Source organism: Kribbella polygonati (assembly GCF_050320105.1).
Taxonomy (GTDB): domain Bacteria; phylum Actinomycetota; class Actinomycetes; order Propionibacteriales; family Kribbellaceae; genus Kribbella.
The window spans coordinates 1876113-1889739 of record NZ_CP190129.1 but is presented as its reverse complement, the minus strand read 5'-3'; the positions used below and the strand labels follow the sequence as shown (position 1 = coordinate 1889739).

Sequence of the window (13627 nt, the reverse complement as noted above, 5' to 3'; positions counted from 1 at the left end):
GAGCTTCTCCGGACGCAGGCAAGTGGGCAGTCGTCAGAGCGAGGCGCCGACGTGGTTGACCAGGTCGACGAGGCGGTTCGAGTAGCCCCACTCGTTGTCGTACCAGCCGACGACCTTGACCTGGCTGCCGAGCACCTTGGTCAGGCCGGCGTCGAAGATGCAGGAGGCCGGGTCGGTGACGATGTCGGTGGAGACGATCTCGTCCTCGGTGTACTTCAGGAAGCCCTTCAGCGGGCCCTCGGCCGCGGCCTTGACGGCGGCGTTGACCTCCTCGACCGAGGTCTCCCGGCCGACGTTCACGGTCAGGTCGGTGGCCGAACCGGTCGGGGTCGGGACGCGCAGCGCGTAGCCGTCCAGCTTGCCCTTGAGCTCCGGCAGCACCAGGCCGATCGCCTTCGCGGCACCGGTCGAGGTCGGCACGATGTTCAGGGCCGCGGCGCGGGCGCGACGCAGGTCCTTGTGCGGGCCGTCCTGCAGGTTCTGGTCCTGGGTGTACGCGTGGATCGTGGTCATCAGACCCTGCTCGATCGTGAACGCGTCGTGGATCGCCTTCGCCATCGGGGCCAGGCAGTTCGTGGTGCAGGACGCGTTCGAGATCACGGTGTGCTTGTCCGCGTCGTACAGCTCGTGGTTCACACCCATCACCACGGTCAGGTCCTCGTTCTTCGCCGGGGCGGAGATGATGACCTTCTTGGCGCCGTTGTCGGCGTGCGTCTTGGCCTTGGTGGCGTCGGTGAAGAAGCCGGTGGACTCGATCACCACGTCGGCGCCGACGTCGGCCCACTTCAGGTTGGCCGGGTCGCGCTCGGCGAAGGCCTTGAAGCTGTGGCCGGCGACGGTGATCTCGTCGTCGGTGGCGGAGACCTCACCCGGGAAGCGGCCCAGGATCGAGTCGTACTTCAGCAGGTGAGCGAGGGTCTGGTTGTCGGTCAAGTCGTTGACGGCGACGACCTCGATGTCGGCACCGGACGCCTGCACGGCGCGGAAGAAGTTACGGCCGATGCGGCCGAAGCCGTTGATACCTACGCGTACGGTCACGGGACTACGTCTCCTCTGAACTGGCTTTTCACTGCCGCTACATTCCGAACACTAGCCCAACAGCCCACCTGGCCAACTGGTAGCGTCCACATCAGACCACCGTGACCCGCCGGTAGTCTTCCGAGCAGACCACCCGGACATGAAACAGCCCCGGAATGCTCCGGGGCTGCCAGGTGTATACCAGTTGACCAGCTGGTGGCCCGGAGGTCAGGCCGGGTCGAGCATCTCCGGGGTCAGGTTGGCCTCCGTGTTCGGGATCCCGAGGTCGGCGGCGCGCTTGTCGGCCATCGCCAGCAGGCGGCGGATGCGGCCCGCGACGGCGTCCTTGGTGAGGGCCGGTTCGTGCAGCTGGCCGAGCTCCTCGAGGCTGGCCTGCTTGTGCTCCAGGCGGAGCTTGCCGGCCACCTGCAGATGATCGGGTACGTCGTCGCCGAGGATCTCCAGCGCCCGCTCCACCCGCGCGCCGGCGGCGACCGCGGCGCGGGCCGAGCGGCGCAGGTTCGCGTCGTCGAAGTTCGCCAGCCGGTTCGCGGTCGCCCGTACCTCGCGACGCATCCGGCGCTCCTCCCACGCCAGCACGGACTCGTGTGCGCCGAGCCGGGTCAGCAGCGCGCCGATCGCGTCGCCGTCGCGGATCACCACGCGGTCGACGTTGCGGACCTCGCGCGCCTTCGAACCGATGCCGAGCCGCCGGGCCGCGCCGACCAGTGCCAGCGCCGCCTCCGGGCCGGGGCAGGTCACCTCGAGCGAGGACGACCGGCCGGGCTCGGTCAGCGAACCGTGCGCCAGGAACGCACCGCGCCAGGCAGCCACCGCGTCGCAGGACGCACCGGACACGACCGCCGGCGGCAGGCCGCGGACCGGACGGCCGCGGTTGTCCACCAGGCCGGTCTGCCGGGCGAGCGCGTCACCGTCGCGGACCACGCGGACGACGTACTTCGTCTGCTTGCGGATGCCGGACGGGGAGATCACCACGACATCCGACGGGTGCCCGAAGATCTCGGCGATGTCCTTACGCAGCCGCCGGGCCGCGGCGCCGCTGTCCAGCTCCGCCTCCACGACGATCCGTCCGGACACCAGGTGCAGCCCGCCGGCGAACCGCAGGATCGACGAGACCTCTGCCTTGCGGCAACACGGTTTCGTGACCTGAATGCTGGTCAGCTCGGACTTCACCTGTGCTGTCATCGCCATAGAAAGCATCCTCCCACCCATGTCAAAGACCCTCGGAGGTCCCAACGGGCCGCGAGCGCCGCGGTTACGTTGCAACCTTCCGCGCCGGTGGCCCCGTTACCTCGACGACAATCCGGGAGGAGGCGCATGAAGGCATCGGACGAAGCCGAGTTCACCGAGTTCGCGGCGTCGACGATCCGTCGGCTGCGCAGTACGGCGTACCTGATGTGCGGCGACTGGCATCGCGCCGAGGACGCTGCCCAGGACGCACTGGTGAAGGTGTACCGCCGCTGGCACCGGATCGACCGTACGCAAGGCCTCAACGGCTACGCGCACAAGTGCCTGGTGACCGCCGTACTCGACCAGGCCCGTCGGCCCTGGCGCCGTGAACACCTCGGCGACACGGACGAGCACGACACTCCCCTGCTCGATCCGGCCGGCACGATCGACGACCGGCTGTTCGTCGTACAGGCCCTGGCCGCGCTGCCACCGAGCCAACGAGCGTGCGTCGTACTGCGGCACTACGCCGACCTCAGCCTCGAACAGACCGCGGACGTCCTCGGCATCGGCACCGGTGGCGTGAAGAGCCAGACCTCCCGAGCCCTCGCCCGCCTCCGCGAACTCCTCGACCACCCAGAACGGAGCGCCACGTGAGCCACGACATCGAACACCTCCTGGCCGGGGCCGCCGACGACTCAGACCAGCCGCTGACGACCGACGTCGGCGAGCTGGTCGAACGTGGCCGAAGGTCGGTACGGCGGCGCCGTGTCGCCGTCCTTGCGTCGACCGCAGTAGTGGCGGCGGCAGCCATCAGCGCCGTGAGCACGTGGCCGGAACAGCGGGCCGACCCCACCCCGGCGGCGCCCACGCCCGGCTTCGTGCAGACCGTCGATGTGGCCAGCGGCAAGGTCATTCTGCCCGCGCCTCCGGTCAGTCCGCTCACGGACGACGACATTCTGCTGCGCTGTGCACGCGTCGACATACTGGCTGCTGCGTGGGACAAGGCAGGACCGATCGACACCACCTGGAGGGTCGCGCTCAAGACAGGTCAGGGCGAACGGTTCTACGCCGTACTCCTGTCCCCGGACCGTACCGTCGGCGCCGGGTGCGAGCAGGAAGGCGGCGGCCACGTCTCGCTGATGCGGCACGACCTCGAGAACCGCGGCGGTGCGGAACCGCTGCCGCTGTGGACGAACCAGGTCCGGGGCCCGGCGGACCTCGCCCGGGTGGTCGCTGACACGCCCGACGGCAGGTACCTGCGGATCGGCCTGGTCGGGCGCGACGGCTTCTTCACCTTCGGTCAGGGAGGTTTCGCCCCGGACGGACCCACCGCGTCGGTGCGTGGGTACGACGACGTCGGTCGACGCGTCCTGCAGCGGCGGCTCGTGCTGCCAGCTAGCTGAAGATCTCCCGGTACACCTTGGCGAGCTTGTCGGGTGCGTGGTGGAGGTCGCGGTCGTCGTCGGCGATGTCGGCGATCACGAGCTCGGCTCCGAGGGACTGCGCCGTACGACGCAGGGACTCGGGGTCGGGCACGTGACCGACGTCCGCGAGGACGACGTCGATCCGGAGGTCCGGGGCGTGGCCGGCCAGGACCTCCAGGTGGGTCTCGGGCGAGAACCCGGCGGTCTCGCCCTTCTGCTCGCCGAGGTTCAGCGTGAGCAGGCGGCGGGCGCTGGTCTGCTCGAGGCCGCGGCACAGCTCGGGGACCAGCAGGTTCGGGATCACCGACGTGAACCAGGAACCCGGGCCGACCACGACCCAGTCGGCCTCCGCGATCGCGATCAGCGCCTCCGGGCAGGCCGGCGGGTCGGCCGGGTCGAGCGCGACGTCGACCACGTGGCCGTCGGTGGACGCCACCTCGGCCTGGCCGCGGATCTCGGCGATCGCCTCCGGGTGCTCCGGGTCCAGGCCGAGCACCCGCGCGGTGATGTCCAGCGGTACGGCGGACATCGGCAGCACCCGGCCCTCCGCGCCGAGCAGCCGGGCGACCCAGTCGAGTCCGTCGACCGCCTCGCCGAGCAGCTCCCACAACGCGACGATCAGCAGGTTGCCGACCGCGTGGTCGTGCAGCTCACCGTTGCTGCGGAAGCGATGCTGCAGTACGTCGGCCCAGGTCCGGCCCCACTCGTCGTCCCGGCACAACGCGGCCAGCGCCATCCGCAGGTCGCCCGGCGGGAGGACGCCGAGCTCGCGCCGCAGCCGCCCGGACGAGCCGCCGTTGTCGGCGACCGTGACCACCGCGGTCAGCTGGTCGGTGACATGCCGAAGCGCGGACAACGAGGCCGCCAGCCCGTGCCCGCCGCCGAGCGCGACGACCCTCGTCACTCGCGACCTAGATCCCGGTGTACCACCAACGTCGGTGAGCCCTTCTCGCGCAGCCTGCGGGCGATCTCCTCGGCCATCGCGACGCTGCGGTGCTTACCCCCGGTGCAGCCGATCGCGACGGTGACGAAGCGCTTGCCCTCGTTCAGGTAGCCGGTCCGCAGGGTGTCCAGCACGTCCACGTAGTTCTCGAGGAACTGCTGGGCCAGCGGATGGCCGAGCACGAAGTCTGACACAGGCTTGTCCTGCCCGGTCATCGGGCGCAGGTCCGGCTGCCAGTACGGGTTCGGGATGAACCGCATGTCGGCGACCACGTCGGCGTCGACCGGGATGCCGTACTTGAACCCGAACGACACCACGGTCGCCCGCAGCTCGGCGTTCTCCTCGTCGCCGAACGCGTTCACGATCTTCGCGGCCAGCTGGTGGATGTTCAGGCTGGAGGTGTCGATCACCAGGTCGGCGCCGGCCCGGATGTCGCCGAGCAGCTCGCGCTCGCGCTGGATGCCGTCCAGCAGCCGGCCCTCGCCCTGCAGCGGGTGCGGCCGGCGGACGCTCTCCTGCCGGCGCACGATCACGTCGTCGGACGCCTCCAGGAACAGCGTCAGCGGCCGGTACCCCTTCAGCCGCAGGTCGTGGATCGCGGAGCTCAGCTCGTCGAAGAACAGGCCGGTACGGACGTCCACGACGACCGCGAGCCGCGGCGCCGCGCCGGTCCCGACGACCTGCTCCACGATGGTGGTCAGGAACATCGGCGGCAGGTTGTCCACCACGAACCAGCCGAGGTCCTCCAGTACGTCGGCGACCGAACTCCGGCCCGCGCCCGACATCCCGGACACGATGATCAGGTTGCCGCCCGTGTCGTCCATCTGTTCTCAGTTCTCCCCTGCATCCCCGTCGGGCGCCTCGGCAGGCGCCGGGACGTCGTCGCCCAGTATCTCGCCTGTCGCCGTGTTGACCGCCGGAGCACGGCCGGTTTCCGCCTTCGTTGCAGCAGCGTTAACCGCCAGTACGACGGACTCCGCCAGCCGCGGGCCGAAACCGGGCAGCTCCGCCACCTCGCCGACGGTGGCACTGCGCAACTTCTTGAGCGAGCCGAAATGGCGCAGCAACGTCTTACGCCGCACCTCACCGAGACCTGGGACCTCGTCGAGGGTGCTCTCGACCATCGACTTCGACCGCCGGTTGCGGTGGTGGGTGATCGCGAACCGGTGTGCCTCGTCGCGGAGACGTTGGAGCAGGTACAGGCCTTCGGATGTCCGGGAGAAGATCAGCGGGTCCTCCTCGTCGGGCACCCAGACCTCTTCCAGCCGCTTGGCCAGGCCGACGACCGGGATGTCGCCGACGCCCAGCTCGTCCATCGCCTGCCGGGCCGCCGCCACCTGGGGTGGACCGCCGTCGACCACGACCAGCCCCGGCGCATACGCGAACTTCTTCGCCCGACCGGTCTCGGGATCGACCAGGGCAGCGTTCGGGTCGTCGTCCTCGGTGAGCGTGGCGCGTTCGTCGAGCAGGCGTTTGAAGCGGCGGGTCAGCACCTCGGCGATCGAGGCGACGTCGTTCTGCCCGTCGACGCCCTTGATCACGAAGCGCCGGTACTCGCTCTTGCGCGGCAGGCCGTCCTCGAACACGACCATCGACGCCACCACCTCGGTGCCCTGCAGGTTCGAGATGTCGTAGCACTCCAGCCGCAGCGGCGCCTCCGGCAGGTCGAGCGCCGCCTGGATCTCCTCGAGCGCCTGGTTCCGGGTGGTGAGGTCGCTGGCGCGTTTGGTCTTGTGCATGGTCAGCGTCTGCAGCGCGTTCCGCTCCACGGTCTCCATCAGCGCCTTCTTGTCGCCGCGCTGCGGGACCCGGATCGACACCCGCGCGCCGCGCAGTTCCTCCAGCCACACGGTCAGCGCGTCGGCGTCCTCGGGCATCGTCGGCACCAGGATCTCCCGCGGGATCGCGTCGCCCGAGTCCCCGGCGTACGTCTGCTGGATGAACCGTGACACCAGGTCGCCGGTGGTCGCCGTACCGTCGGCCTTGTCGGCGATGAAGCCGCGCTCACCGCGGATTCGGCCGCCGCGGACGTAGAAGATCTGCACCGCGACCTCGAGCGGGTCCTCGCTCAGCGCGATCACGTCGGTGTCGGTACCGTCGCCGAGGACCACCGCGTTCTTGGCCAGCGCCTTGTCCAGCGCGGACAGGTCGTCGCGGATCTTGGCGGCCCGCTCGTACTCCAGCTCGGCGGCCGCGGCCTGCATCTCCTTCTGCAGCCGGCGCACGTACGTCGCGGTCTGCCCGGACAGGAACGCCGCGAAGTCGTCGACGATCTTGCGGTGCTCCTCCTGCGACACCTGACCGGTACAGGGCGCCGCGCACTTGCCGATGTACCCGAGCAGGCAGGGCCTGCCGATCTGCCGGTGCCGGTTGAAGACGCCCTTGCTGCACGAGCGCATCGGGAACACCCGGAGCAGCAGGTCAACGGTCTCGCGGATCGCCCAGGCGTGGCTGTACGGACCGAAGTACCGCACGCCCTTCTTCTTCTGGCCGCGGCCGACCATCACCCGCGGATAGTCCTCGTTGAGGGTGATCGCGAGCCACGGGTACGACTTGTCGTCGCGGTACTTCACGTTGAAGCGCGGGTCGTACTCCTTGATCCAGGAGTACTCCAGCTGCAGCGACTCGACCTCGGTGGCGACCACGGTCCACTCGACCTTCGAGGCGGTCGTCACCATCGCCTGCGTCCGCGGGTGCAGGTTCACCAGATCCTGGAAGTACGACGACAACCGGGCGCGCAGGTTCTTCGCCTTGCCGACGTAGATCACCCGGCCGGCGGAGTCGCTGAAGCGGTAGACGCCAGGCGAGTCGGGAATCGAACCCGGAGCGGGACGGTAGGAGGACGGATCAGCCACCCAACCACCCTAGTTCGGCCCACCGACAAACCCAGAGTTTCTCAGGGCGGTTCAATGACAGACTTGAAGGTATGAGATTCGCAGATGTTGATCGGACGATCCGCGCGTACGACGGTGTCCGGGTGCTCGAGGCCCAGGACGACCTCTTCTACCTGTACGACCCGGCCAACGACCTGCCGCCGGAACGGCAGCAGCCCTTCGCCACCATTGTCACCGGCGACCACTACGAGAAGGTGTCGGACCTCGACCAGCCCGGCGCGTGGCGGCTCAACCTCGGCCTCACCAAGGCGACATACGCCGAACTGTTCGGCCCGGTGCCGACCGAACGCGACGCCGACTGGGTGCTCGACTCCGGCTACGACTACGCCGCCCGCGACGTACTGATGCCACACCCGTTCTACGCCTCCCAGCACTGGGTGGCGATCGTGAACCCGACCGGTCCGGACCAGATCATGCCGTTGGTCGAGGAGGCGTACGGCTTCGCGGTCAGGAAGTACTCCAACCAGCAGAACCGGCAAACGAGCTGAAGATTGCGGTCCTGTTTCGGGTTGGCTCATAAGTCGAGATTTATCCCCGGCTGGGATGGGCGAGCTGTCTTACTTGTGGACAAGGGTAGATGCGCAGGTCCTTTGCGTGAGGCAACAAGGCCTTGCGTTGACTCGAGGGAGTTCCGCCCATGTCCCCTTCCCTTAGCAGACCACGCGCACTATTGGGTGTCGTAGCGGCGTCCGCGCTGGCCGTCACCGGCATCGTCACCGCTGCCACCGGCAGCACCGCGGCACAGCCCGCACCGGTGAGCATCCGCGGCGCCGGCAACCCGAACGCGATCCCCGGCAGCTACATTGTCGTCCTCTCCAGCCAGACCACGCGGGCACGGACCCGGGTCGCGACCCAGAGCCTGGCGGCGAGCTACGACGTCAAGGTCAAGGACCAGTACGACGCGTCGATCAAGGGCTTCTCGGCGAACATGTCCGAGGACCAGGCGAAGAAGCTGGCCGGCGACTCCCGCGTCGCGTACGTCCAGCAGAACCAGAAGATCACCGTCGCCCAGGACGATCCGCCGTGGGGCCTGGACCGCGCGGACCAGCGGGATCTCCCGCTGGACAAGAAGTACACACCGTCGACGGACGCCAAGAACGTGAACGTCTACATCATCGACACCGGCATCTACGCCAAGCACAACGACTTCGGCGACCGCGCGTCGGTCGGCACCGACACGGTCGGCGACGGCCAGAACGGCGTCGACTGCATGGGCCACGGCAGCCACGTGGCCGGCACCATCGGCGGTACGACGTACGGGCTGGCGAAGGCCGCGAAGCTGATCGCGGTCCGGGTGCTGGACTGCAAGGGCTCCGGCTCGACCGAGTCCGTGGTGGCCGGGATCGACTGGGTCACCAAGAACGCGAAGAAGCCCGCGGTCGCGAACATGAGCCTCGGCGGTGGCGCGGACGACGCGCTGGACGCCGCGGTGAAGGCGTCGGTCGACGCCGGCGTCACCTACGCCGTTGCCGCCGGCAACGACAACGCGGACGCCTGCCAGAGCTCGCCAGCCAAGGAGCCGTCGGCGATCACGGTCGGCGCCACCGACGACCAGGACCAGCGCGCGGAGTTCTCGAACTTCGGCAAGTGCGTGGACCTGTTCGCCCCGGGCGTGGACATCACGTCGGTCGGCATCACCGGCCCGGACGCGACCGCGAAGATGAGCGGTACGTCGATGGCGACCCCGCACGTCGCGGGCGGCATCGCGCTCTACCTGGCCGACCACCCGGACGCCACACCGGCCGATGTCGCGAAGGCGCTGGTCGCCAACTCGACCGCGGACAAGGTGGGCGACCCGGGCACCGGTTCGCCGAACAAGTTGCTGTACGTCGGGGCCGCTGACCAGTCCTGATCCCACCGTCCGAAGGCCCGGTCCCCCGGTGACCGGGCCTTCGTCATGCCTGCGCCGGTCAGGCGGACTCGACGATGTTGCTGCCCTCGACCTTGACCTTCACGGCCGGCAGCGGCGACGGCGCCGGTCCACTGACCACGCTGCCGTCGGTGATGCTGAAGTGGCTGTTGTGGAACGGGCAGACGATCTGGCCGCCCTCCACCGAACCGATCGGGTTGCCCTGGTGCGTGCAGACCGCCGAGAAACCCTTGTAGGTGCCCGCTGTCGGCTGCGTCACCACGACCTTCGCGTCGGTGAACACCTTCCCGCCACCGACCGGTACGTCGGACACGGGGCCGAGGACCGTACCGCCGCCGCCACCCGACGAGGCGCTCGCACTCGGCGCGGAGCCGGTGGCCGAGGGCGACGTACCGGTGCTGGTGCCGCCGGTGCTGCCGCTTCCGGAGGTGTCGCTGCCACCGCAGGCCGCGAGGATCGGCGCGCCGGCACCCGCCAGGGCGACCATCGCCGCGCAGCGCAGCACCGTCCTGCGGTCCCGCAGACCGTCCGCTGCCGATGGGGTGGTCGATGCCGTCGTGTCATCGCTCATGAATCTGGACCTCCAGGAGCCTGCTGATCGAAGTGGTTGAACGCAGTACACCAGGTCAAACGACGAGGCCGGCCGAACGGTTCACCTTGCACCGCAGTTTGAGGGTTTGCTGTGAATCAGCTGGGAGCCCCGGTCACCGTGCCGACCACCCGCGCGGCCAGCTCGAGCACCGCGCGACGCGTCTCCGGCTGGAGCCGCTCCGAGTGCAACGGCCACGACTGCGCGACGTGATCGTCGTACGGCAGGACGACCGGTTCCAGCCCGCGCTGCCGGAACGCGTCGACCAGCCAGCCGACCGAGCTCGCGGGGGCGTCCTCGACCATGGTGATCACCACCACGCCACGGTTCAGTAGTACGTCCTGTCCGGCCGGCGCCAGCTGGTCGAGCTGTGCCAGGGCATACTCGGCGATCTGCCGCGCCGACGGCAGCACGAGCACCGTGCAGTGCCCGGAGACCGCCAGTTCGGCGCCGACCTCGTCGTACATGGTGCCGGGGCAGTCGACGACGGCCAGGCCGACGTCGCGGGCGCCCTGGCCCTGGACCTCGGCCAGTGTCGACCGGACGGCTGCGGCGTTACCGTCGGCCCGCACGAGCGTGACGCCCTCGATCGCTCCGGCGCCGAACGCGGGCTCGAGACGGCGGGACAGTTCCGCGCCGGCCGGGTCGGTGTCGAGCGCCACCACCCGGTCCGAGCGCTGGGCGGCCAGCATCGTCGACAGCAGCGCGACGACGGTCGACGTACCGCCGTTCAGCACGGGGCTCAGCACGCCGACGCGGCGCATGATCGCGATCGGCCGGCGGACGGTCGCGATGTTGTCGACGTCCCGTTCCATCCGGCCGGACGCGCCGACCAGGAACGCAGCCTCGGAAGCGATCCGGCGGAAGCGGCGGAACACCGAATCGCCCTCGACCGGTGCGGGCCTTCCCAGCCGGTCGGACTGCGGCTGCGGCGGCTGCCCCCAGGGGTCGCCCGGCGCGGGCTGGTACGGCACCTGCCCGGGCGGCGGCATCTGCCCCGGAGGCTGCTGATGGTACGGCGGGTACCCCTGCTGCTCGTACGGCGGAGGAGGTGGCGGCTGGTACTGCGGCGGCGGACCGGACTGCTGGTAGTAACCCGGCTGCGGCGGCGGATACCACTGCTCCTGCGGCTGGTCAGGTGCGACGGGTTGCTCGGGAACTGCCGGTTGTTGCTGGGCAGGCGGCTGCGGGGCGCTCTCGGACGGTTCGTCGGCGGGTGGTTGTTGCGCCGACATCCGGCGCAACATGTCCCCTTGCCAGTCGGAATCAGTCATGCCACCGGATCATCAGAACTTGTTCAGCAGGCTGGAATAGACGCCGAAAACCCCCAGCGTCAGTGGGACCGTCGCCACGATCGCCACCACCTCAACATAGTCCAGCAGCTGAGTCAGCCGCGCCCGGACATGCTCCGCGGGGGCGAAACTCAGACCGAACGCGCAGAACATGGCCACCAGCACCAGCAGCCCCAGGGCGATGAACGCACCGCCCTGCCCGTTCACGGCCGCGATCAGCACGCACCCCGACACAATGGCGAAGGCAGCCGCGAACAGCACCGCGACCTCACTCACCAGCGGATACAGCCGGGACCGCGACGCCAGCAGGAACGACAACACGAGCGCCAAAGCGACAGCCCACGCACCACCCTGCTTCAGCAGCATCAGACCAGCGACCGCGGACGAGACAGCGATCGGCAACGTCGCCAGCGCCAACCCCAGGTGAGCGGCATTCAGCGCGGTACGTACGTCGCCACGCATGATCTCCTGCCCCGCTGCCCGCTTGTCGTCCAAGCCGGAGAGCCCGGACAACGCCAGCGCCATCCGGGGCAACAGGCCGAGCAAGAGTACGGCGAGCAGCGCCGCCAGCGCACCGACCCGTTCCGCAGCCAGACCCGTACCTACGCCGATCATCCAGACCGCGACGAACAGGACAGCCGTCGCACCCGCGACGACACCACCGCCGGCGAGCCCCGCAGCTGCGTAGAACAACGGCCCGAAGGCCAGGCACAAGGCTCCGACCGTGATGACCAGACCGAGCTCCCAGCCACCGTTCAAGGCCCAGAAACCGACCGTCAACGCCAGCACCACGGTCGCAACCGTCACGAGCGGCGTGGCGATCACCTTGTTCCCGCTCCGGCCGAGGGCGATGCCGACGAAGGCGCAGATCGCCGTCAGCACCAGCAGCGCCGCCGCGGTGACACCGTTGGGCGCGGCGACCAGCACCGAGATCGCACCGGCGATGATCGAGAACACCAGCCCGGCGCCCGCGAGGATCCGGCGATGCTGCGGCTTGAACGTCGTACCGCGGCGTTTGAGGTCCTCGACCGCCTCCTCGGTCACGTCGTACACGGTCGGCGGTGGCGGCAGTTCACCCTCGGAGGCCAACCGGAGTACGGAACCGTCGATGATCTGCGCGGCCTGCAGTGTCCCTTCCGGCGGGACCAGTACGCCGGTCGCCGTGGTGAGGAACCGCCGTTGCGGGCTCTGCGCCAGCGGCTCGTCCAGCATCCGCAGCAGGTCGGGCAGCAGCACGCCGAGCGGCTCGTCCGCCGGCAACACCGCATCCAGCCGACGGCGCTGACCGATCACCGTCACGCGGCTGTACACGCTCATAGCTCTTCGCTCCTGTTCTCGCTGCTCAGTGCTGTCCGGGCTGACCGGGCTGACCGGGCAGGGCCTCGGCCGGGACCAGCTTGCGCATCAGCACCCCGTACTTCTCCCAGTCCTCGGCCGTCCGGCCGTTGCCGATCGGGTACCAGACACCGGGCTCGTGCGACGGCCCGATCGCCAGCGCGTTGATGCCCTCGACGTCGAGGGCCTGCTCGAGCCCGCGGTCCCGGACCGCTTCGTGGCCGACCCCGATCCCGACCGGCCCGGTGAGGCCCACGAAGCGCGGCTGGTAGGTGCCGTCGGCGGCACCGAACGCACCCGTCGCGACCGCCGACACCAACTCGAAGTCGTCCGCGACGGCGTCGACCAGTTCGCCGACCGCGTGCGGCGTCGGCAGCTCTGTCCCCGGCTGCGCGACGGACATGGTCACGGTCTCGTCGACGCCCGAGGTGGTCCGGCGGATCTCCATCGTGGCGACGGCGGGCTTGCACTCGGGGCCAGGCTGTCCGGACACGATCAGCAAGGACGGCTTCGGAGCGCGGCCCCGGCAGTACTCCGTCAACGCCTGCGGGCTCCACGGCTGGGTCACCGGCTCAGAGGTCGACCAGCCGGCTGGGCCACCGCCGGTGGCGCCGTGGAACAACGTCTCTGCCACCTTGCCCAGGACGAGCGAGGCGACCGGCTTGTGCCGCACCCGCACGGTCAGCTGGAGGTGTGCGAACGGATCCTCCTGGACCACGAAGTCCGGGTGCATGTCCGACGTGCGCTCGTCCGGCTCGCCCGTCGAGCGGGCGACGAACATCTCGTCGTTCCAGACCACCCGGATGCCGTTCAGACCGTCGAAGTACTCGCCGTCGTCGCCCACCACGACCCACCGCGAGAGCAGGCCCTGGAAGACCAGCGACCGTACCGGCCAGGTGATCCGTGAGGTCCGCGGCGTCACCAGCTGGAGGTCACGGCCCGCGCTGATCGCGGAGGCGAGTGCGTCCGACAGCCACGCGGACATGCCGACCACCGGGCGGTCCTGCATGACGACGGCGACCCGGTCGGTGACGAGGTCGACGCCGGGGCTGAAGAGCAGTTCGTTCGGCAT

General features: G+C 69.5%; 13 protein-coding genes. 4 read left to right on the top strand and 9 right to left on the bottom strand.

From position 1 onward, the window contains the following. Positions 1-33 precede the first annotated feature (33 nt). Both gap and whiA read right to left on the bottom strand, forming a co-directional pair. Positions 34-1038 carry a type I glyceraldehyde-3-phosphate dehydrogenase gene (gap, locus tag ACQHIV_RS08885; RefSeq protein WP_427892993.1) on the bottom strand — a complete coding sequence of 335 codons (1005 nt, stop codon included), beginning with the start codon at positions 1036-1038 and terminating at the stop codon, positions 34-36. 207 nt (positions 1039-1245) lie between these two features. Further along, positions 1246-2229 (bottom strand): DNA-binding protein WhiA, encoded by a 984-nt coding sequence (gene whiA / locus ACQHIV_RS08880; protein WP_167211148.1) that lies wholly within the window; start codon positions 2227-2229, stop codon positions 1246-1248. A 126-nt stretch (positions 2230-2355) separates the two neighbouring features. Here whiA and ACQHIV_RS08875 point away from each other — a divergent pair, with 126 nt between their 5' ends. Continuing rightward, positions 2356-2862, top strand: a complete 507-nt coding sequence (locus tag ACQHIV_RS08875; protein WP_427892992.1) for a SigE family RNA polymerase sigma factor — start codon at positions 2356-2358, stop codon at positions 2860-2862. Beyond that, the gene (locus tag ACQHIV_RS08870; protein ID WP_427892991.1) at positions 2859-3611 is read left to right on the top strand and encodes a hypothetical protein; all 753 of its coding nucleotides are present in this window, start codon (positions 2859-2861) and stop codon (positions 3609-3611) included. Before ACQHIV_RS08875 ends, ACQHIV_RS08870 begins: the two co-directional genes overlap by 4 nt. Here the strand turns inward: ACQHIV_RS08870 and ACQHIV_RS08865 are convergent. The 3 genes from ACQHIV_RS08865 to uvrC are packed head-to-tail and all read right to left on the bottom strand — an operon-like array spanning position 3604 to position 7430. Beyond that, positions 3604-4536, bottom strand: coding sequence for a gluconeogenesis factor YvcK family protein (locus tag ACQHIV_RS08865; protein WP_427892990.1), 933 nt, complete (start codon positions 4534-4536; stop codon positions 3604-3606). The two genes, ACQHIV_RS08870 and ACQHIV_RS08865, sit on opposite strands and share 8 nt — an antisense overlap. Continuing rightward, the gene (rapZ, locus tag ACQHIV_RS08860) at positions 4533-5399 is read right to left on the bottom strand and encodes an RNase adapter RapZ (protein WP_141860527.1); all 867 of its coding nucleotides are present in this window, start codon (positions 5397-5399) and stop codon (positions 4533-4535) included. The genes ACQHIV_RS08865 and rapZ overlap by 4 nt, the downstream gene beginning before the upstream one ends. A gap of 6 nt (positions 5400-5405) precedes the next feature. Next, a complete protein-coding gene (gene uvrC / locus ACQHIV_RS08855; protein WP_427892989.1) occupies positions 5406-7430 on the bottom strand; it encodes an excinuclease ABC subunit UvrC in 2025 nt (674 codons plus the stop codon). Between the two features lie 71 nt (positions 7431-7501). Here uvrC and ACQHIV_RS08850 point away from each other — a divergent pair, with 71 nt between their 5' ends. Next, complete coding sequence (locus ACQHIV_RS08850; RefSeq protein ID WP_427892988.1) at positions 7502-7957, top strand: DUF6194 family protein; 456 nt, start codon at positions 7502-7504, stop codon at positions 7955-7957. Between the two features lie 149 nt (positions 7958-8106). Beyond that, a complete protein-coding gene (locus tag ACQHIV_RS08845) occupies positions 8107-9321 on the top strand; it encodes a S8 family peptidase (RefSeq protein ID WP_427892987.1) in 1215 nt (404 codons plus the stop codon). 58 nt (positions 9322-9379) lie between these two features. Here ACQHIV_RS08845 and ACQHIV_RS08840 read toward each other — a convergent pair whose 3' ends face one another. The 4 genes from ACQHIV_RS08840 to ACQHIV_RS08825 all read right to left on the bottom strand — a co-directional run bounded on the left by ACQHIV_RS08840 (position 9380) and on the right by ACQHIV_RS08825 (position 13627). Then, positions 9380-9910 (bottom strand): Rieske (2Fe-2S) protein, encoded by a 531-nt coding sequence (locus ACQHIV_RS08840; protein WP_427892986.1) that lies wholly within the window; start codon positions 9908-9910, stop codon positions 9380-9382. A gap of 116 nt (positions 9911-10026) precedes the next feature. Next, entirely contained in the window at positions 10027-11202 is a 1176-nt protein-coding gene (locus ACQHIV_RS08835) for a MinD/ParA family ATP-binding protein (RefSeq protein ID WP_427892985.1), read from the bottom strand. A 12-nt stretch (positions 11203-11214) separates the two neighbouring features. Beyond that, the gene (eccD, locus tag ACQHIV_RS08830; RefSeq protein ID WP_427892984.1) at positions 11215-12537 is read right to left on the bottom strand and encodes a type VII secretion integral membrane protein EccD; all 1323 of its coding nucleotides are present in this window, start codon (positions 12535-12537) and stop codon (positions 11215-11217) included. A 25-nt stretch (positions 12538-12562) separates the two neighbouring features. Beyond that, positions 12563-13627 carry a DUF6177 family protein gene (locus ACQHIV_RS08825; protein WP_427892983.1) on the bottom strand — a complete coding sequence of 355 codons (1065 nt, stop codon included), beginning with the start codon at positions 13625-13627 and terminating at the stop codon, positions 12563-12565.

Excerpts from the sequence above, each read along its gene's own strand:
- whiA (WP_167211148.1), bottom strand. The coding sequence starts at position 2,229 with ATGGCGATGACAGCACAGGTGAAGTCCGAGCTGACCAGCATTCAGGTC.
- ACQHIV_RS08875 (WP_427892992.1), top strand. The coding sequence starts at position 2,356 with ATGAAGGCATCGGACGAAGCCGAGTTCACCGAGTTCGCGGCGTCGACG.
- rapZ (WP_141860527.1), bottom strand. The coding sequence starts at position 5,399 with ATGGACGACACGGGCGGCAACCTGATCATCGTGTCCGGGATGTCGGGC.
- ACQHIV_RS08850 (WP_427892988.1), top strand. The coding sequence starts at position 7,502 with ATGAGATTCGCAGATGTTGATCGGACGATCCGCGCGTACGACGGTGTC.
- ACQHIV_RS08845 (WP_427892987.1), top strand. The coding sequence starts at position 8,107 with ATGTCCCCTTCCCTTAGCAGACCACGCGCACTATTGGGTGTCGTAGCG.
- ACQHIV_RS08840 (WP_427892986.1), bottom strand. The coding sequence starts at position 9,910 with ATGAGCGATGACACGACGGCATCGACCACCCCATCGGCAGCGGACGGT.
- ACQHIV_RS08835 (WP_427892985.1), bottom strand. The coding sequence starts at position 11,202 with ATGACTGATTCCGACTGGCAAGGGGACATGTTGCGCCGGATGTCGGCG.
- eccD (WP_427892984.1), bottom strand. The coding sequence starts at position 12,537 with ATGAGCGTGTACAGCCGCGTGACGGTGATCGGTCAGCGCCGTCGGCTG.
- ACQHIV_RS08825 (WP_427892983.1), bottom strand. The coding sequence starts at position 13,627 with ATGCCGAACGAACTGCTCTTCAGCCCCGGCGTCGACCTCGTCACCGAC.